The sequence below is a fragment of the Mycolicibacterium vulneris genome (assembly GCF_002104765.1).
In the GTDB taxonomy this organism is placed as follows: Bacteria; Actinomycetota; Actinomycetes; order Mycobacteriales; family Mycobacteriaceae; genus Mycobacterium; species Mycobacterium vulneris.
The window spans coordinates 137,929-156,630 of the sequence record NZ_NCXM01000012.1 but is presented as its reverse complement, the minus strand read 5'-3'; the positions used below and the strand labels follow the sequence as shown (position 1 = coordinate 156,630).

The following is an 18,702-nucleotide window of genomic DNA, read 5'->3' as shown; positions in this document are numbered from 1 at the left end:
TCACATTCGGCTTCACATCAACTCCAGCAGGAACGGCAGCTCCTGGTTGGCGTACCAGGCCAGATCGTGGTCCTGCGCATCGCCGACGATCAGGTCGGCGTCCTCATCGCCCAGATCGGCGGCGTCGACCGCCTCGATCGCCCTCGCCACCGCCGGTTCGGCCCCGGCGTTGTCGACGTAGGCGGCGATCACGTCGTCGATCGGCACGGGCCCGGACAGTCTGACCACGGCGTCGTCGAGGTCGGGACGGTACGTGACGTCCTCGACCTCGGCTGCCAGCACCGCGCGGCGGGGCGGCGGGGGCTCGGACGACTCGCCGCCACCTTCCCCTTCCGAACCCGCCAGCAGCCGCAGCGACGCCAGCGCCGCCTCGCGCAACGCCACGTCGGCGAGCTCGTCGTCGTCGCCCTCGGCGTAGGCCTCGCGCAGCCTCGGCGTCAGCGCAAACGCGGTGCCGCTGACCGGCCACAACGAGCCGTCGGCGACGAGCTGCGCCAACATGGGCAGCGTGGCGGGGATATAGACGACCGTCATGTGCGGCTAAATCAGCGTGGCCGCGTAGTCGTCGACGTACGTCGACAGCTCGCGCGGCGGGCGCTGGTAGTTACCGCTGACGACGGGACGCTCCGGCAGCTTGACCTTGGGCGTCTCGACGTCGTGGTAAGGGACGGTGGACAACAAATGGGCCATCATGTTCAGTCGCGCGTGTTTCTTGATGTCGGATTCCACTATGTACCAGGGGCTCACCGGGGTGTTGGTGTGCACCATCATCTCGTCTTTGGCACGCGAATAATCATCCCACCGATATAGCGATTCCATGTCCATCGGGGACAGTTTCCATTGCCGCACAGGGTCATTCAGCCGGGCCTTGAACCGGCGCAGCTGTTCGGCATCGGAAACCGAGAACCAATACTTGCGCAACAATACCCCGTCGTCGATCAGCATCTGCTCGAAGATCGGCGTCTGGCGCAAGAACAACGCATGCTCTTGGGGTGTACAAAACTCCATCACCTGCTCCACGCCGGCCCGGTTGTACCACGACCGATCGAACAGCACGATCTCCCCTTTGGTGGGGAGGTGGGCGATGTAGCGCTGGTAATACCACTGGCCGCGCTCCCGGTCGGTCGGCGCGGGCAACGCCGCGATGCGGGTGACGCGCGGGTTCAGGTATTCGGTGATCCGCTTGATGGTGCCGCCCTTGCCCGCCCCGTCACGGCCTTCGAAGATGACCACCAGGCGTTGTTCGGCATGCCGCAACCACTCCTGCAGTTTCACCAATTCCGTTTGCAGCCGGAACAATTCGGCTTGGTAGACCTCGTCGGAGATCTTTGGCACGGCCGACCGCGCGGACTTCTTCTTGGTCGGCCCACCGTTACTTTTCGCGGTGCTCACAGCAACGAATAATAGCCCCACGCAGGCGTTTTCACCGCCGACTAGGACCGGGACGCCTCCAGGAGTTCTTCGAGCGCCTGGTTCAGCAGTCCGGGCAGTAACTCGACGTCGCTCATGGCTTCGCGGTCGGCGTTGATTCCGTAGTACAGCTCGCCGTTGTACGAGGTCACGCCGATGGCCAGCGCCTGATTGTGCAGCAGCGGCGGCACCGCGTAGGTCTCCAGCAATTTGGTGCCCGCGATGTACATCTGCGACTGGGCGCCGGGGGCGTTGGTGATGAGCAGGTTGAAGGTGCGCTTAAAGGAACCCCGGAAACTGGTCGCCGCCCGGATGCCCATGGCGTGCAGCGTCGGTGGGGCAAAACCCGAGAGCGTGACGATGGTCCTGGCGTCCACCAATTGGGCGGCCGTCGGGTTCGATTCGGTGGCGTGCGCGATCTGCGACAGCCGCACCACGGCGTTGGGTTCCCCCACCGGCAGGTCGACGAGGAACGGCATCACCTGGCTGATCGCCTGACCGGGCCCGCTCGTGTCGAGGTCACCGTCGTCGTATACCGACAGCGGCGCCATCGCCCGCACCGTCGCGGTGGGCGAGACCGCCACGCCCCGTGACATCAGCCAGTTACCCAGGGCGCCGGCGATGACCGCGAGCACCACGTCGTTGACATCGCAGTCATAGCGCGCACGCACGGTGCGGTAATCCTCCAACCTGCCCCGTGCGACCGTGAAGCGCCGGTGCCGCGACACGGTGGCGTTGAGCGGGCTGCTGGGCGCGGTCCCCCGGGCCACCGCGCGCACCAGGTCGACAGCCCGGCGGCCGGCGTCGAGCAGCTCGCCGTTGTTGGTCACCAGACCGCCGATCATCGACCCGACGGCCTGCAGCTGGGCGCCCGGACCCGTGACCCATTCACCGATCGCGCCCAAGACCAGCCGGGTGTTGCCGGGGTCTCGCTCCGGTATCCAGATGTCCTCGGGGAACGGGGGCGGGCGTTTCGTCCGATCGACGATGACGTGGTTGATCTCCAGCGCCGACATGCCGTTGATCAGCGCTTGATGCGACTTGGTGTAGAGGGCCAACCGGTTCTGAGACAGGCCTTCGACCAGGTACATCTCCCAGAGTGGGCGCGACTTGTCCAGTGGCCGCGCGGCCAGCCGCGCGATCAGCTCGTGCAGCTGCTCGTCACTGCCCGGAGAGGGCAACGCCGAGCGCCGCACGTGATAGGTGATGTCGAAGTCGTTGTCGTCCACCCAGACCGGCCGGGCCGTGCCGACCCGCACTTCCCGCACCTTCTGCCGGTAGCGCGGTATCTGCGGCAGCCGCCGCTCGACGGTGGCCAGTAGCGTCTCGTAGCTCAAGCCGGCACGGGGCCGACGCAGGATCGATAGCGATCCGACGTACATGGGAGTCGCGGTGTTCTCGAGCCGATAAAACGACGCGTCCGGCGGGGACAAGCGAGTCACCATGCGGCGCTGTCCTCCTGGTCAGTTCGTCGCCCGTGCGCTCGGGGCCCCCGGGGCCGCTGGGGCCCGATATCCCGCCCACGGTAACCGTGTGGCCGTGCACCGGTCAGCGTGGGTACGCGTCCGGTCGAGTTGTGCCATGATGACCACTGACTAACCACCGTCTGCCCCTCTCCAGCAGGCTTGAAGGTCCGGCCGAAGAGTTGGAGAGTGCGCGTTGAACACTAATCCTGTTGCGAATCCATCTGACGCTTTCACCGTCATACCAGTCGTCGACTACGAGCCGCCGACGCAGGACGTGCCCCACACCGTCGCGCAGTGCCGGCAATCCCCGCGTCCCGCGCTGCGCCGCCGCAGCAGCCACGCGCCGCCGCGCTCCTACACCGGGCAGCCCAGCAGGGCGCCGGCACCGGATCCCGGCGCGCCCATGTCCCCCGCCTGCGTCAGGCGGCCGTCTTCGCCGACGCGGCGCTGCGGCGAGTGCTGGAAGTCATCGACCGTCGCCGGCCCGCGGCGCAGTTGAATCCGCTGCTGGCGCCGAGCCTGGTGGATTCGGTTGCCGCGGTTGGCCGTTCGGCCGCGGGCCATAACCGAGACGCCGCGGTGTTGCGCCGCATGCGGCTACAGGCGGCCGGTCACCGCGACCCGGACTCGGCGGCCGAGGTCTTCGGTTCCTACAGCCGCGGGAACCGGATCCACGCCATCGCCTGCCGGGTGGAGCAGGTCAGCGCCGCGGGCGGAGCGCGGTGGATGGTGGTCGCGCTGCACATCGGATGACGGCGGCCGCCGTCAGGTCGCCGGCGCGGCGCCGGGCGCCCGCGGACCGCCCGTGTAGCGGGTGAGGATGGGCCCCACGGTCGCCATGATGAAAACGTAGGACGTCGCCAGCGCCGCGACCGCGGGCAGCGACTTGCCGGCCAATCCGATGATGATCAACGAGAACTCGCCGCGCGCGATCAGCGCGGTGCCTGCGCGCAACTGCCCGCGCCGTGCCACCCCGTCATGCCGCGCGGCGAAGATCCCGGTGGCCACCTTGGTCGCCGCGGTCACCGCGGCCAGGATCAGCGCCGCCGGAAGCATCGGGACCAACTCGTGCGGGTCCACCGAGTAGCCGATCGCCAGGAAGAAGATGGCGGCGAACAGGTCGCGCAGCGGGCTCAGCACCTGACGGGCCCGCTCGGCCGTCTCGCCGGTCAGGGTGAGGCCCACCAGGAACGCGCCGACCGCGGCCGAGGCGTGCAGGGACTCCGCCATCGCCGCCACGATCAGGGTGATGCCCAGCACCCGCAGCATGAGCTGTTCGGAGTCGGGGTGTTGCACGAGCCGCTCTACGTGGTGACCCCACCGGTAGGACGCGGCGAACGCAGCCACCAGAGCGCCCACCGCCACGACCATGCCGCCGACCGCGTGCAGCCATCCGCCGCCCGACGCCAGCACCGCGAAGAGCGGTAGATAGGCGGCCATCGCGAAGTCTTCGAGCACCAGCACCGACAGCACCGACGGCGTCTCCCGGTTCCCGAGCCGCTGCAGATCCTCCAGCAGCCGTGCGATGACGCCCGAGGAGGAGATGTAGGTGACGCCGGCCAGACACAGGACGGCCACACCGTCCAATCCCAGTAGCCAGCCGGCGATCGCGCCGGGCGCGGCGTTGAGCACGATGTCGACGGCCGCCGACGGCAGGTGGTGGCGCATGCTGCTGGAGAATTCGGCCACCGAGAACTCGCAGCCCAGAGTCAGCAGCAGCAACACGACGCCGATGGGCGCGCTGGTGGTGATGAACTGGCCACCGGCGGCCATCGGCAGGATGCCGCCGTTGCCCAGCGCCAGGCCCGCCAGCAGGTACACGGGGATGGGCGACAACGCGAATCGCCTTGCGGCGGCGCCTAATACGGCCAGAGTGGCCAGGAGGGCGCCGAGTTGCAGAAGCAGCGTCCCCGAAATCTGCACCGGCTCAGCCTTTGTCGATAATCTTCTCGACGCCCGCGATGCCGTCTTCGGTGCCGATCACGATCAGAACGTCTTGGACGTGCAGCATCTCGGCGGGTCCGGGTGAGGCGAGCACTTCCTCGTTGCGCACGATCGCCACGATGGACGCGCCGGTGCGGGTGCGCGCCCGGGTGTCTCCGAGCGGGTGATCGACGAAGGGGCTGCCTGCCAGGATGTGCACCTGGCCGGTCTCGAGCCCCGGGATCTCGCGGGCCAGCTCGGTGAATCGCTCGGCGATCCGCGGCGCCCCCAGGATCTGGGCCACGGCCTCGGCCTCCTGGTCGCTGAGGTGCAGCAGCGGCCGGGCCTCGTCCGGATCTTCGCGCGCGTACACGACGACGTCGAAATCGCCGCCGCGCCGCGCGATGATGCCGATGCGGTCGCCCTTGTGATCGGTGAATTCGTAGCGAAGACCGACCCCGGGGAGCAACACCTCCCTGACATCCATGCCGTCAATCCTGACAGGTCGCCCGGCGCTGCCGAAAGCGGCTGGATGCAAAGATGCTTCAGCCCGTTGCGTCCGCCGGGCGGCTGGGGCCACCGCGCGGTCGGCGTCCGAGCGGCAGCAACCTCGGTACCTCGCGGCGGTAGTTGAGATAGTCATCGCCCAGCGCCTCCACCAGGTCGCGCTCCTCGATCCGGGTGGCGACCAGGATGTAACCCGTCAGGGCGATGGAGAACAGCAGATGCCCGGCCGTCATGGTGGGGGCCGCCCAGAAGGCGATGATGAAACCGAGCATGAGCGGGTGGCGCACCAGCCGGTAAAACATCCGAATGTGGAAAGCTATGTGCGTGTAGGGTTTTCCGCGCCACGCCAGATACACCTGCCGGAGCCCGAACAGGTCGAAATGGTTGATCATGAACGTCGACGCCAGGGCGATCACCCAGCCGAGCCCGAACAGCGTCCACAGCACCAGGCGCCCGGCCGGTAGTTCCACCTCCCAGATGACGGCCGGCATCGTTCGCCATTGCCAATAGAGCAGCACCAGCACGGCGTTGGACAGGATCACGTAGGTGCTGCGCTCTATCGACGGCGGCACCACCCGCGTCCACCACGCCTTGAACCCGGGTCGCGCCATGACGCTGTGCTGCAGGCCGAACAGGCCGAGCAGCGCCATGTTGACCAACACTGCCTGGCCGATGGGCGCCGATAGCCCGTGGTCGACCGTCCGCGGCACCCAGAAGTTGCCGACGAAGGCGACAAGGTACAGAAATACGGCAAGAAAGAGCAGATAAGCGGCCACGCCGTAGCCGACCGTCAGGTAACGCTTCATTTGCTGATTGTGCGCCTGATCGGCGCGCGCGCATATAGGTCATTCGCCCCAATTTCGGCGGGCGCGGTCTGGGCGTCGCTGACCGGCCGGTTCGATCATTTTGAGGCAATCGCCTCATGTGGCGGTGCAAGCGGTGGGCCGATGATCACCGGTGAAAGGTCGTCCCACGGCCGAGATTGCTCATGAGGAATCGACGGTATGGCGCGCCTGACCAGTCGATGTAGTGGCTGTCATGTCGCACCGCGATGTCGTCGCCGAACCACTGCACATACTCGTGTGAGTCGGCGTGACAGCCGATCCACATCACCAAAGCCGTGTAGAAAACGGTCCCGCACTCGCGCTCGTCGAGTCCCAGCCGCGCCGCCAACCTCGAGCCCATCGCCGCCGACCGCAGCATGTGATCCATCGGCTGCCCGAGGCCGAGGTCGATCGCCAGAGATAGCGCCGCAAGGACGTCAGTCCGCGACACGGCTCCGTCGAAGGGCATGGAACTCGTCCCTTCCTCGGCCCCTCATCGGCGCGGCGTCTGTATAGCCACACGAAAGCCGATGCCTGATAAGCCTAGGGCATGGGCGTTGCCAGACGCTTGGCTCGCCGCCGAGTGTGAAGGCGGCTTCACGCTCGGCTCAGGACGGCTAGGCCGGCAGCGCTTAGCGCCGCTTGACCGACTTGGGTGGCTTGGCCCCGCGGCCCTGCTGCCGCGCCGCGGCCCGGCGCTCGCGCCGGCTCGCGCCACCGGGCACCCCGGCCGGCGCACGGGTGTCGCCGCCGTTGCGCTGCACCGCCGCCGTGCCGTCCTCGGACGGGCCGGAGTACGTCATGGCCGGCGCCTCGTTGTCAATTCCCTTGGCGCGCAATTGGGTTGGAGCCTCTTCACGCACGACGGTCGCGGTGCTGCCCTGCTGTCCGGCGGCGGCGGTGGCGAACTCCTCCAGCCCCTCCGGCGCTTCGACCGGCGCAACCTGCGGGCTGGGCACCGCCTCGACTGTGACATTGAACAGGAACCCGACCGACTCCTCCTTCATGCCGTCGAGCATCGCCATGAACATGTCGTAGCCCTCGCGCTGGTACTCCACCAGCGGATCGCGCTGCGCCATCGCGCGCAGCCCGATGCCCTCCTTCAGGTAGTCCATCTCGTAGAGGTGCTCGCGCCATTTGCGATCGACGACGTTGAGCAGCACGTTGCGCTCCAGCTGGCGCATCGCGCCCTCGCCGGCGATCTCCTCGAGCTCGGCTTCCCTTGTGGCATAGGCATTTTCGGCGTCTTTGAGCAGCTCCTCGAGCAGTTCCTCACGGGTCAGGTCGTCGCGGTCGGAGTCCGCATCGTGGTGGGTCAGCGTCGCATGGTCGATGCCGACCGGGTACAGCGTCTTGAGCGCCGTCCACAGGGCTTCGAGATCCCAGTCCTCGGCGTAGCCCTCGGCGGTCGCGCCGTTGACGTACGCGGTGACCACGTCGCGGACCATGTCCAACGCCTGCTCCTTGAGGTTCTCGCCCTCCAGGATGCGGCGGCGCTCGGCGTAGATCACCTTGCGCTGCTGGTTCATCACCTCGTCGTACTTGAGGACGTTCTTGCGGACCTCGAAGTTCTGCTGCTCCACCTGGGTCTGGGCGCTCTTGATCGCCCGGGTGACCATCTTGGCCTCGATCGGCACGTCGTCGGGCAGGTTCAGCCGGTTGAGCATCGCCTCGAGCGCGGCACCGTTGAACCGGCGCATGAGCTCGTCACCCAGCGACAGGTAGAACCGCGACTCGCCCGGGTCACCCTGCCGGCCGGAGCGGCCGCGCAGCTGGTTGTCGATGCGGCGGGACTCGTGGCGTTCGGTGCCCAGCACGTACAGCCCGCCGGCCTCGATCACCTCGGCGGCCTCGGCGCTGACCTCCTCCTTGACCTTGGGCAGTTCCTCGTGCCACGCCGCGTCGTACTCGTCGGGCGTCTCGACCGGGTCGAGCCCGCGCTCACGCAGCCGCTGGTCGGTGAGGAAGTCGGCGTTGCCGCCCAGCACGATGTCGGTACCGCGGCCGGCCATGTTGGTGGCCACGGTGATGCCGCCACGGCGGCCGGCGACGGCGACGATGGTCGCCTCCTGCTCGTGGAACTTCGCGTTCAGCACGTTGTGCGGCACGCGGCGCTTCTGGAACTGCCGCGACAGGTACTCCGAGCGCTCGACGCTGGTGGTACCGATCAGCACCGGCTGGCCCTTCTCGTAGCGCTCGACGACGTCGTCGACCACGGCGATGTACTTGGCTTCCTCGGTCTTGTAGATCAGGTCGGACTGGTCGGCGCGGATCATCGGCTTGTTGGTCGGGATCGGCACCACGCCCAGCTTGTAGATCTCGTGCAGCTCGGCCGCCTCGGTCTGGGCGGTACCGGTCATGCCGGCGAGCTTGTCGTAGAGCCGGAAGTAGTTCTGCAGCGTGATGGTGGCCAGGGTCTGGTTCTCGGCCTTGATCTCCACGTGCTCCTTGGCCTCGATGGCCTGGTGCATGCCCTCGTTGTAGCGGCGGCCGTAGAGCACGCGGCCGGTGAACTCGTCGACGATCAGGACCTCGCCGTCGCGAACGATGTAGTCCTTGTCGCGGTTGAACAGCTCCTTGGCCTTCAGCGCGTTGTTGAGGTAACTGACCAGCGGCGAGTTGGCGGCCTCGTACAGGTTGTCGATGCCGAGCTGGTCCTCGACGAACTCCACGCCCAGCTCGTGCACGCCGACGGTGCGCTTGCGCAGGTCCACCTCGTAGTGGGTGTCCTTCTGCATCAGCGGCGCCAACCGGGCGAACTCGCTGTACCAGTTCGACGCGCCGTCGGCGGGGCCGGAGATGATCAGCGGGGTGCGGGCCTCGTCGATCAGGATGGAGTCGACCTCGTCGACTATGGCGAAGTTGTGCCCGCGCTGGACCAGATCGTCGAGCGAGTGCGCCATGTTGTCGCGCAGGTAGTCGAACCCGAACTCGTTGTTGGTGCCGTAGGTGATGTCGGCGTTGTAGGCCACCCGGCGCTCGTCGGGCGTCATCTGCGCGAGGATCACGCCGACGTCCAGGCCGAGGAAGCGGTGCACCCGGCCCATCCACTCGCTGTCACGTTTGGCCAGGTAGTCGTTGACGGTGACGATGTGCACACCCTTGCCGCCGATGCCGTTGAGGTAGGCCGGCAGCACCGAGGTCAGGGTCTTGCCCTCACCGGTCTTCATCTCGGCGACGTTGCCGAAGTGCAGCGCCGCGCCGCCCATCAGCTGCACGTCGAACGGGCGCTGGTCGAGCACCCGCCAGGCCGCCTCCCGGGCCACCGCGAAGGCCTCGGGCAGCAGGTCGTCGAGGCTTTCGCCGTCGGCGTGCCGCTTCTTGAACTCGTCGGTTTTGGCCCGCAACTCGGCGTCGGTGAGCTTTTCGATCTCGTCGGACAAGGTGTTGACGTAGTCAGACACCCGCTTGAGACGCTTGAGCATGCGACCTTCGCCAAGGCGCAGCAACTTCGACAGCACAGCTATGTCCCCTGTTGGTAGGAGTCTTTGATTGAGCGACTCCCATGGTAGGCGACGAGCCCGTGGGTACCGCCGTAGCGGCGATCGCCAGCGCGGCAACGCCGGGCGTAGCGGGTCGCCGCCCGAGGAACCCCGTCAGGAGAGCCTGATCAGCCCGTAGTCGTAGGCGTGCCGTCGGTAGACCACGCAGGGCCGTTCGGTCTGCTTGTCGTGGAACAAGAAGAAGTCGTGTCCGACGAGCTCCATCTCGTAGAGCGCGTCGTCGACCGTCATCGGCGTGGCCGGGTGCTCCTTGGTCCGCACGATCCGTCCGGGCTCGTGGTCGGGCTCCACGCCGTCGTGCTCGGCCGGCGCGGGCTGCGCCGCGGTGCTCAGCGGGGCGGGCGGCGGCACCGCGGTCGCGGCGGCCAGTGACACCGGGGTCTTGTCCCCGTAGTGGACCTTGCGGCGGTCCTTGACGCGGCGCAGCCGGTTCTCCAGTTTGTCGACGGCGGACTCGAACGCGGCGTAGAAACTGTTGGCGCAAGCTTCCGCCCGCGTCACCGGGCCGCGGCCACGGGCGGTGATCTCCACGCGCTGACAGGATTTGCGCTGACGCCGGTTGGGCGCGTGCTTGAGCTCGACGTCGAAAAGATAAATGGAGCGATCGAACCGCTCGAGGCGGGCGAGCTTTTGCGAGACGTACAGACGGAAATGATCGGGGATTTCTACGTTGCGGCCCTTGAACACAACGTCTGCGGTGGTTGTCGGTTGGGCTTGCCCGTCGGTGACGGGCGGTTGGTCCAGAATCTGACCGGAATCCACGGATAGCCTTGACATACGTGACAACTCGTTTCTCTCTTCACGTCACACGCGCGCTGCGTGCCCGGCTGCTCAATGCGCCGACGAGGTGGGAGCGGTTCGAGACTGGCTACCGCCGCAGGCTGCCCGCCGGAGCAAGGTGTCGATTACTCACCCCTTCCCGCGGATGGGTCTCACCTGGAATTCTGCGACCAGTGAGTCAGACCGATGAGTCGTTCTTCGTTGTTCTCGACGTTAGCTCGTGTTCGCCTGCCGATGCCACTAATTTGGTCGAGCTGTTGCGAGTTCTTCACATGCTCTTGGCTAGTTCATCGGTTGGGCGCAGCCGCTACCGATCACACCGCGGCGATCGCCAGCACCGCGGCGACCCGGACCCCGGCGGTGTGCAAGATCCGCACCGATTCGCGCGCCGTCGCTCCGGTGGTGACGATGTCGTCGACGACCATGGCTTCGGTGCGCGGCGGTTCACCGCGCAGCACCACCCGGCCGGCGACGTTGCGCTCGCGCGCGGCGGTGCCCAAGCCCACCGAGTCACGCGTCAGTGCCCTGAGCCGCAAGACCGGCGCGACGGCGATGTCCGGATGCCGCGCCACCGCGGCGCGCGCCAACCGGGCGACGGGGTCACCGCCGCGCCGGCGCGCGGCCGAGCGCCGGGTCGGCGCGGGCACGACCGTCAACGGGGTCGGCACGATCCCCCACCACAACAGCCGGTGCACGCCGATGGCCAGCGCCCGCGCCAGCGGGTCGACCAGGTCGGCGCGGCCCTGCTCCTTGAGCGCCAGGATCGCGTGCCGGCGGGCGTTGGCGTAACGGCCGAGCGCGAACACCGGGACCCCCGGGTCGATGCGCGGGTTCACCACATGCGGCTGATCGGCGGCCACCGACAGCTCGCCGGCGCACGCGTCGCACCAACGGGTCGACGGCGCCCCGCAGCCGCCGCATTCGGCCGGCAGGAACAGGTCGAGCATGGCGCCAGTGTGCTGGTCGGGTGTGACATATCTGCCGACCCGCAGCGCCCGGCTGCGCCGCGCTGGCGATCGCCGCTAGCCCGGCAGCACCGGGACCGCCCCGGGCACCGTCAGACCCGGCACCTCCGACCAGCCCTGCTGGCCGTCGGCCGCCGGCGAATACTGCAGCACCCCTTGCGGACCCGCGACGTAGGCCGTCGACGGGTTCGCGACCACCGTCGTCACCGGCATCTGCAAACCGCGCGGCGGCGCATCGGAGTTCACCCCGTCGATGTTGACGTAGGACACCGGATGGCTGGCGTCCGTGCGGGTCACCACGATGTCGTCACCGGTGCGCCACGACAGCGACACCACCGAATTGCCCAGCCCGAAACCGAGCCGGCGCGGGAAGGTCAGGGCGTATTGCCCGGCCTGCGTCTGCTCGACGCTGGCGAGAATCACCTGACCGCCGATCACCATCGCGGCGCGGGTGCTGTCGCGGGACAGCTGCAGGTCGGTGATCGGCCCCGGGAACCGGGTGGCCACCGCCACCGAATCCACCGGAAGGCGCGCGGGCTGCCCGGACGCCGGCTCCTGGATCGCCCGTAACACGTTGTTGCCGTCCACCACCACCCAGACCACGTCGTCCAGCGACCAGGTGGGCCGCGACAGGTTGTGCCCGTCGGCCGCCTGCACCGCTTCCTGGCCGAGATCACCGATCCACAGCGACGCCGCCATGTCCGGGGCGCCGCGGTGCAAGGTCACCACCGACGCCACCTGCCGGCCGGTGCGCGACAGCGCGGCGCCGGTCTGATCGCCCACCCGCCCGAACGCGCCGGGCACCGTAACGGTGTGCTGGCCGTCCAGCGCCACCAGCGAGCCGTTCACCAAAGCATGCAGCCCCGCGCCAGCGCCGTCGGCCGCACCGGGATCGGTGGCCGCGACGTCGGAGGTGGTCCACCCGTCGCGGAACCGGTCGTCCAGCGGCGCGCCGTCGGCGCTGATCACGTACGGGCCCCGGATGTCGGCCCTGGCCAGGGTCCAAATGATCTGTGCCGCAAGCAATTGCCGGCTGTGCGGATCGGTGGTGGACAGCTTCTCGAGATCGACGCGGGCACCGCCGTACCCGCGCCCGATGCCGCTCTTGCCGCCGTCGGCCCGGGACACCGGCCCGCGCAGCCGCAGTGGCGGGGCGAGCAGGTTGCGGACCGTATGCGCCATCTCGGGTCGCGGCCCGGCGATCAGCTTGGAGATCAGCTCGGTGGCCAACTGGTCATGGTCGGGCACCGCGACATAACGCGGATCGGGAACCACCGTCTTGCCGGTCGGGTCGGCGAAGTAGAGCGTGTTGCGTTTGTAGGTGGACTGGAACTGCTGCCAGTCCAGGAAGACCCCATTGGGCAACCGGTCGATCCGCCAGCCGCCGGACGTCTTGACCAATTCGATCGGCCCGGGGTCGGGCAGCACCCCCTCGGCGGTTTCGAACACCCCCACGTCGGACAGCGAACCCAGAATGTCCGCTCGCATGGTCGCCGAAACCCGTTCGGCCGCGCGGGTTTCGACGAACACCACGTGGTCGATCAGCAGCGCGCTACCGGCGTCATCCCAGGAGTTGGACGCCGACTGGGTGAGGAACTGTCGGGCGGCCAGGTGCCGGTTCGCGGGATCGGCTGTGGCCTTGAAGAATTCGCGCAGCAGCACGTCGGGGTCCATGCCCGGGGTCGGCTTGGGCAGGTTCGACGGCGCCGGGCGCTCGACGGTGCCGATGGCCTGCGGCGCCGACGAGCTGGGCACCCCCGCGCAGCCGGCCAGCAGCATGGCCAGCATCAGCAGGCCCAACAACCGCCGCATCACAGGCTTCTTTCGGCGTGTTCGTGTTGGCGCGGACGGTCTTTCGCGTGCTGCGGGCCGGTCGCGGCGGTCTGCGGAATAGGCTTCATGGGCAGCGGGCTGGTGGTGACCTTGTGACCGCGCACCAGCGGCAGCGTCAGCCTGAAGCACGAGCCTTGACCCGGTTCGCCCCACGCCTCCAGCCGGCCCTGGTGCAGTCGCGCATCCTCGATGCTGATCGCCAGACCCAGGCCGGTGCCGCCGGAACGGCGCACCCGCGAGGGGTCCGCCCGCCAGAACCGGCTGAACACCAGCTTCTCCTCCCCCGGCCGCAGTCCGACGCCGTAGTCGCGGACGGTCACGGCAACCGTGTCCTCGTCGGCGGCCATCCGGATCTGGACCGGTTTGCGTTCGGCGTGGTCAATCGCGTTGGCGATCAGGTTGCGCAGGATGCGCTCCACCCGGCGGGTGTCGACCTCGGCGATCACCTCCTCGGTCGGCAGGTCCACCAGTAGTTTGATGCCGGCGTCTTCGGCCAGGTGGCCCACATTGCCCAGCGCGCTCTGCACCGTGGTGCGCAGGTCGACCGCCTCGACGGACAGCTCGGCGACACCGGCGTCGTGCCGCGAGATTTCGAGCAGGTCGTTGAGCAGCGACTCGAACCGGTCCAGCTCGTTGACCATCAGCTCGGTGGAGCGCGCCAGCGTCGGGTCCAGGTCGGCGCTGTGGTCATAGATCAGGTCGGCGGCCATCCGCACCGTGGTCAGCGGGGTGCGCAGCTCGTGGCTCACGTCAGAAGTGAAGCGGCGCTGCAGATTACCGAACTCCTCCAGCTGGGTGATCTGGCGCGACAGGCTCTCGGCCATGTCGTTGAACGACATGGCCAGCCGCGCCATGTCGTCCTCGCCGCGCACCGGCATGCGTTCGGACAGGTGCCCTTCGGCGAACCGTTCGGCGATGCGCGACGCCGATCGCACCGGCACCACCACCTGCCGCGACACCAGCAGCGCAATCCCGGCCAGCAGCACCAGCAGCACCGCGCCGCCGGTGATCATGGTGCCGCGCACCAGCTGGATGGTGGCCTGCTCGTTCTTCAGCGGGAAGATCAGGTACAGCTCCAGGTTGGCCACCTGAGACGACGCCGGCGTGCCGACGATCAGCGCCGGCCCGGAGAACCCGTCGGTGTGCACGGCGGCGTACTGGTAGGACGCCTGCCCCGCCTTGACGAAGCCGCGCAGCGAACTGGGCACCTGGTCGACGGGCCCGGCGGTGGTCGCGGCGCGCGGGCCGTCGCCCGGCACCATGAGCGCCGCGTCAAAGGCGCCGGCCATCCCCGCACCCGAGGCCGGGTCGGTCTTGGAGGTCAGCGTGTTGCGCGCCAGCTGCAGGCTGCTGTCCAACGAGCGCGCCTCTTCGCCGTTGACGATCCCGCCCACTGTGGTGCGTGCCCGCTCGATCTGCTCGATGGCGGCCTTGACCTTGACGTCGAGCACACGATTGGTGACCTGACTGGTCAATACGAAGCCGAGCGCCAAGATGACCGCCAGGGACAGGCCCAGGGTCAGCGCAACCACCCGCAGCTGCAGCGAGCGTCGCCAGGCAATGGCCACGGCGCGACTCACCGCGCCCATGCCACGAGTCATGGGGCCGGAGCGTCCCCAGCGGCTTCGAGTGCGTCGCCGGGAGCCCCAGATCACTGCCGGCGCTCCTCCCTAACGCGACGCTCTACAACGTCGCCGCCGGTCACGGAGGTCCGGCCTTGTAACCCACTCCTCGAACGGTCAACACTACGGTCGGGTTTTCAGGGTCTTTCTCAACCTTGGCGCGCAGACGCTGGACGTGCACGTTCACCAGGCGGGTATCCGCCGGGTGACGATAGCCCCACACCTGTTCGAGCAGCACATCACGAGTAAACACCTGCCGCGGTTTACGCGCCAACGCCACCAGCAAGTCGAATTCCAGCGGTGTCAGAGAGATCTGCTCGCCGTTGCGCGTGACCTTGTGCGCCGGCACGTCGATCTCGACGTCGGCGATCGACAGCATCTCGGCGGGCTCGTCGTCGTTGCGCCGCAGCCGCGCCCGCACCCGGGCCACCAGCTCTTTCGGCTTGAACGGCTTCATGATGTAGTCGTCGGCACCCGACTCGAGGCCCAGGACCACGTCGACGGTGTCGGTCTTGGCGGTCAGCATCACGATCGGCACGCCGGAGTCGGCGCGCAACACCCGGCACACATCGATGCCGTTCATGCCGGGCAGCATCAGGTCCAACAACACCAGATCGGGGCGCAGCTCGCGCACCGCAGTCAGGGCCTGGGTGCCGTCACCGATGACCGCCGTGTCGAAACCCTCACCCCGCAACACAATGGTCAACATCTCGGCGAGCGAAGCGTCGTCATCGACGACGAGAATCCTTTGCCTCATGGAGTCCATGGTGTCACCAGATCGGGACAAAATTGGGGCGCCACACGGGCGTTTCTTGGCCCGATGGCCAATTTTGGATGCAAATTCCGTTAAATTGCCTGATTCGGCCGCCCCGGCGCATCAGTCCCGCGCTGCCGCAGCGCCCTCGGCGCCGGTCAACATGGCGGCCAGTCGCCCCGGATCGACGTCCGCGTCGACGCTCAGCCAGGGACCACCCCAGCCCGCGGCGGCCAGTTCGGCGTAGACCGCGGCGGTGCGTTGCTGCAGCCCGTCGTCGCGTTCGTAGCTGTCGCGCACACGGCCCGGATCGGCCTCGGCCCGGCTGCGGGCACGCTGCCCGGCCAGCTCGGCCGTCACCGCGAGCAGCACCTGCCAGTCGGGCGCCGGCAGCCCGAGCCGCCGGTACTCCAGTGCGCGTATCCACTCCACGGCCGGCCCGGACGCGTCCTGGTGCAGACGTGCGGCGGTGTAGGCCGCGTTGGAGGCGACGTAGCGATCCATGATCACCAAGTCGTGCTCGCGGCGCAGCGCATCGATTTCGTCGACCGCACCGGCACGGTCCAGCGCGAAGAGCGTCGCCATCGCATATACCGACGACGCGAGGTCGCCGTGCTCGCCGTGCAGGGCCTCGGCGGCGATGTCGGCGGTCACCGATCGCCCGTAGCGCGGGAAGGCCAGCATGGCCACCGACTTGCCGTCCGCATGAAAAAGGTTGCGGAGCTTGTCCGTCAGCGTCCGCTTGCCGGCGCCGTCAATGCCTTCGATCGCGATCAGCACGGCGCGAGCCTATCGCCGCCGAGTGCCACGCTGGCGCGACACTCGGCGGTCGGGCGGCTTAGTAGCGGTAGTGGTCGGCCTTGTAGGGGCCGTCGACGTCGACGCCGATGTACTCGGCCTGCTCCTTGGTGAGCTTGGTCAGCTCGCCGCCGAGCGCCTCCACGTGGATGCGCGCCACCTTCTCGTCCAGGTGCTTGGGCAGCCGGTAGACCTCGTTGTCGTACTCGTCGTTCTTGGTCCACAGCTCGATCTGCGCGATGACCTGGTTGGAGAAGCTGTTGCTCATCACGAACGACGGGTGGCCGGTGGCGTTACCCAGGTTCAGCAGCCGGCCCTCGGACAGCAGGATGATCGACTTGCCGGTGTCCGGGAACGTCCACAGATCGACCTGCGGGCGGATGTTGGTCTTGGTGGCGCCGGACTTCTCCAGCCGGGCCACCTGGATCTCGTTGTCGAAGTGGCCGATGTTGCCCAGGATCGCCTTGTCCTTCATCGCCTTCATGTGCTCGAGGGTGATGATGTCCTTGTTGCCGGTGGTGGTGATGATGATGTCGGCCTCGCCGATCACGTCCTCCACCCGCTTGACGTCGAAGCCCTCCATCAGCGCCTGCAGGGCGTTGATCGGGTCGATCTCGGTGACGGTCACGCGTGCGCCCTGGCCGGCCACCGACTCGGCGGAGCCCTTACCGACGTCACCGTAGCCGCAGATCAGCACCTTCTTGCCGCCGATCAGCACGTCGGTGCCGCGGTTGATGCCGTCGATCAAAGAGTGCCGGCAGCCGTACTTGTTGTCGAACTTGCTCTTGGTGACCGAGTCGTTGACGTTGATCGCCGGGAATGCGAGGTCGCCGGCGGCGGCGAACTGGTAGAGCCGCAGCACACCGGTGGTGGTCTCCTCCGAGACACCCTTGATCGACGCGGCGATCTTGCTCCACTTGTCCTTGTCGGTCTCGAACCGCTTGCGCAGCAGGTTCAGGAACACCCGGTGCTCGGTCGAGTCGTCTTCCTCGTCCGGCGGCACCACGCCGGCCTTCTCATACTGCGCGCCGCGCAGCACCAGCATGGTGGCGTCGCCGCCGTCGTCCAGGATCATGTTGGCCGGCTCGTCGGGCCAGGTCAGCACCTGCTCGGCCGCCCACCAGTACTCCTCGAGCGTCTCGCCCTTCCACGCATACACCGGAACGCCCTTGGGCTCCTCCGGGGTGCCGTGCGGGCCGACGACCACTGCTGCGGCGGCGTGGTCCTGGGTGGAGAAGATGTTGCAGGACGCCCAGCGAACCTCGGCGCCCAGCGCGACGAGGGTCTCGATCAGCACCGCGGTCTGCACGGTCATGTGCAGCGAACCCGAGATGCGCGCGCCCTTGAGCGGCTGCACGTCGTGGTACTCGCGGCGCAGCGACATCAGACCCGGCATCTCCTGCTCCGAGAGCTCGATGTCCCGGCGACCGTAATCCGCCAACGACAGATCGGCGATCTTGAAATCGATGCCGTTCCGGACGTCGGGGGCCAGTGCGTTTTCGGTCGTCGTCATAACGTGTTCTTCCTTTTTCGGCTCGCTCGGATCCAAGCGGTAATTAGCTTAGGTACGTTCTTGCGCCACTGTAGTCGCGGGTGGCCGCGCCTCGCGGGTCAGGGAACGTTGATGACGCCGTGACGCTCGGCGAACGGCGTCATCAACCGGGCCAGATCGGCCGCCACGTCGTGATCCGCCTCCGGCGGCATCGACACGTAGCTCAGCGCCAGCCGCACGATGGCCCGCGCCAGCACCCCGGCGTCCTCGTCACTGGTGGCCACCCAGCTCTGGGTCAGCGCCGTGGTCAGCCGTTCGGAGGCGCGGTTGATGATCGGGGCGCTGTCGGTGGTGATGATCTGCAGCAGGTCCGGCTTGGCCACGCCGGTGAGCAGCGAGATCACCAGCGGATCCGCCGACAACTCGGTGAACAGGTCGCGGAAGCCCTGCAGGAACGCTTGAAAGATGTTGCCGACGTTGGCCTCCAGCGCGGCGTTGACGGCGTCGACCAGCCGGTCGGCCAGGCGCAGGCCGTATCCCTGCGCCAGGCCCTGCCGGGAACCGAACTCGTTGTAGATCGTCTGCCGGCTGATGCCCGCGGCGCGGGCCACGTCCGACAGGGTGATGGCCGACCAGTCCCGGGTCAGCAGCAGATCCCGCATCGCGTCCAGCACCGAGTCGCGCAGCAGGGCACGCGACGCCTCGGCGTAGGGCATCCGCTTCACAGGCGCGACAATAGCGGCTCGGGCCCCGGATTCGGTTTTTTCCCGCATGGCGGTCTGTTCCGCGGCGTTGGCGACCATCATTGGCGCCGCTCCTCACCGC

At 67.9% G+C, this 18,702-nt stretch carries 15 protein-coding genes and 2 pseudogenes; 1 reads left to right on the top strand and 16 read right to left on the bottom strand.

The window, feature by feature from the left end:
* Positions 1-12: 12 nt before the first annotated feature.
* The 3 genes from B8W69_RS13745 to B8W69_RS30930 are packed head-to-tail and all read right to left on the bottom strand — an operon-like array spanning position 13 to position 2,855.
* Entirely contained in the window at positions 13-534 is a 522-nt protein-coding gene (locus tag B8W69_RS13745) for a DUF6912 family protein (RefSeq protein WP_085290346.1), read from the bottom strand.
* Positions 535-540: 6 nt separating this feature from the next.
* Entirely contained in the window at positions 541-1,392 is an 852-nt protein-coding gene (gene ppk2, locus B8W69_RS13740) for a polyphosphate kinase 2 (RefSeq protein ID WP_085290345.1), read from the bottom strand.
* A 41-nt stretch (positions 1,393-1,433) separates the two neighbouring features.
* The gene (locus B8W69_RS30930; protein ID WP_085290344.1) at positions 1,434-2,855 is read right to left on the bottom strand and encodes a WS/DGAT/MGAT family O-acyltransferase; all 1,422 of its coding nucleotides are present in this window, start codon (positions 2,853-2,855) and stop codon (positions 1,434-1,436) included.
* Positions 2,856-3,114: 259 nt separating this feature from the next.
* Between B8W69_RS30930 and B8W69_RS13730 the strand changes: the two are divergent.
* Positions 3,115-3,629, top strand: a pseudogene (locus tag B8W69_RS13730) (Rv3235 family protein).
* Between the two features lie 12 nt (positions 3,630-3,641).
* On the opposite strand, the gene B8W69_RS13725 reads toward B8W69_RS13730, so the two are convergent.
* The 13 genes and pseudogenes from B8W69_RS13725 to alkX form a co-directional block, all read right to left on the bottom strand.
* Entirely contained in the window at positions 3,642-4,799 is a 1,158-nt protein-coding gene (locus B8W69_RS13725; RefSeq protein WP_085290343.1) for a cation:proton antiporter, read from the bottom strand.
* A 4-nt stretch (positions 4,800-4,803) separates the two neighbouring features.
* Positions 4,804-5,286: a cation:proton antiporter regulatory subunit gene (locus B8W69_RS13720; protein WP_085290342.1), complete on the bottom strand. Its 483-nt coding sequence runs from the start codon at positions 5,284-5,286 to the stop codon at positions 4,804-4,806.
* A 58-nt stretch (positions 5,287-5,344) separates the two neighbouring features.
* Positions 5,345-6,112 carry a methanethiol S-methyltransferase gene (mddA, locus tag B8W69_RS13715; RefSeq protein WP_085290341.1) on the bottom strand — a complete coding sequence of 256 codons (768 nt, stop codon included), beginning with the start codon at positions 6,110-6,112 and terminating at the stop codon, positions 5,345-5,347.
* Between the two features lie 163 nt (positions 6,113-6,275).
* Positions 6,276-6,599: pseudogene (locus B8W69_RS13710) on the bottom strand (HD domain-containing phosphohydrolase); the annotation flags it as partial.
* Between the two features lie 163 nt (positions 6,600-6,762).
* A complete protein-coding gene (secA, locus tag B8W69_RS13705; protein WP_085290340.1) occupies positions 6,763-9,591 on the bottom strand; it encodes a preprotein translocase subunit SecA in 2,829 nt (942 codons plus the stop codon).
* Between the two features lie 135 nt (positions 9,592-9,726).
* Positions 9,727-10,395 carry a ribosome hibernation-promoting factor, HPF/YfiA family gene (hpf, locus tag B8W69_RS13700; RefSeq protein WP_085290339.1) on the bottom strand — a complete coding sequence of 223 codons (669 nt, stop codon included), beginning with the start codon at positions 10,393-10,395 and terminating at the stop codon, positions 9,727-9,729.
* Positions 10,396-10,727: 332 nt separating this feature from the next.
* On the bottom strand, positions 10,728-11,360 hold the full coding sequence (locus B8W69_RS13695; protein WP_085290338.1) for a ComF family protein: 633 nt from the start codon (positions 11,358-11,360) through the stop codon (positions 10,728-10,730).
* 75 nt (positions 11,361-11,435) lie between these two features.
* On the bottom strand, positions 11,436-13,190 hold the full coding sequence (gene lpqB / locus B8W69_RS13690) for an MtrAB system accessory lipoprotein LpqB (protein ID WP_165762607.1): 1,755 nt from the start codon (positions 13,188-13,190) through the stop codon (positions 11,436-11,438).
* Entirely contained in the window at positions 13,190-14,866 is a 1,677-nt protein-coding gene (gene mtrB, locus B8W69_RS13685) for an MtrAB system histidine kinase MtrB (RefSeq protein WP_085290336.1), read from the bottom strand. The genes lpqB and mtrB overlap by 1 nt, the downstream gene beginning before the upstream one ends.
* Positions 14,867-14,912: 46 nt before the next feature.
* Positions 14,913-15,599 carry a two-component system response regulator MtrA gene (gene mtrA / locus B8W69_RS13680; RefSeq protein WP_007168097.1) on the bottom strand — a complete coding sequence of 229 codons (687 nt, stop codon included), beginning with the start codon at positions 15,597-15,599 and terminating at the stop codon, positions 14,913-14,915.
* Between the two features lie 111 nt (positions 15,600-15,710).
* Positions 15,711-16,367: a dTMP kinase gene (locus B8W69_RS13675; RefSeq protein WP_085290335.1), complete on the bottom strand. Its 657-nt coding sequence runs from the start codon at positions 16,365-16,367 to the stop codon at positions 15,711-15,713.
* Positions 16,368-16,425: 58 nt separating this feature from the next.
* Entirely contained in the window at positions 16,426-17,898 is a 1,473-nt protein-coding gene (ahcY, locus tag B8W69_RS13670) for an adenosylhomocysteinase (RefSeq protein ID WP_085290334.1), read from the bottom strand.
* Positions 17,899-17,996: 98 nt separating this feature from the next.
* Positions 17,997-18,650: a TetR family transcriptional regulator AlkX gene (gene alkX / locus B8W69_RS13665; RefSeq protein ID WP_110881932.1), complete on the bottom strand. Its 654-nt coding sequence runs from the start codon at positions 18,648-18,650 to the stop codon at positions 17,997-17,999.
* Between the last annotated feature and the right edge of the window lie 52 nt (positions 18,651-18,702).

Bases quoted from the DNA above. Each gene is read 5' to 3' on its own strand.
- alkX (WP_110881932.1), bottom strand. From the start codon at position 18,650: ATGCGGGAAAAAACCGAATCCGGGGCCCGAGCCGCTATTGTCGCGCCT.
- mtrA (WP_007168097.1), bottom strand. From the start codon at position 15,599: ATGGACTCCATGAGGCAAAGGATTCTCGTCGTCGATGACGACGCTTCG.
- B8W69_RS30930 (WP_085290344.1), bottom strand. From the start codon at position 2,855: ATGGTGACTCGCTTGTCCCCGCCGGACGCGTCGTTTTATCGGCTCGAG.
- B8W69_RS13720 (WP_085290342.1), bottom strand. From the start codon at position 5,286: ATGGATGTCAGGGAGGTGTTGCTCCCCGGGGTCGGTCTTCGCTACGAA.
- ahcY (WP_085290334.1), bottom strand. From the start codon at position 17,898: ATGACGACGACCGAAAACGCACTGGCCCCCGACGTCCGGAACGGCATC.
- B8W69_RS13745 (WP_085290346.1), bottom strand. From the start codon at position 534: ATGACGGTCGTCTATATCCCCGCCACGCTGCCCATGTTGGCGCAGCTC.
- mddA (WP_085290341.1), bottom strand. From the start codon at position 6,112: ATGAAGCGTTACCTGACGGTCGGCTACGGCGTGGCCGCTTATCTGCTC.
- B8W69_RS13695 (WP_085290338.1), bottom strand. From the start codon at position 11,360: ATGCTCGACCTGTTCCTGCCGGCCGAATGCGGCGGCTGCGGGGCGCCG.
- lpqB (WP_165762607.1), bottom strand. From the start codon at position 13,190: ATGCGGCGGTTGTTGGGCCTGCTGATGCTGGCCATGCTGCTGGCCGGC.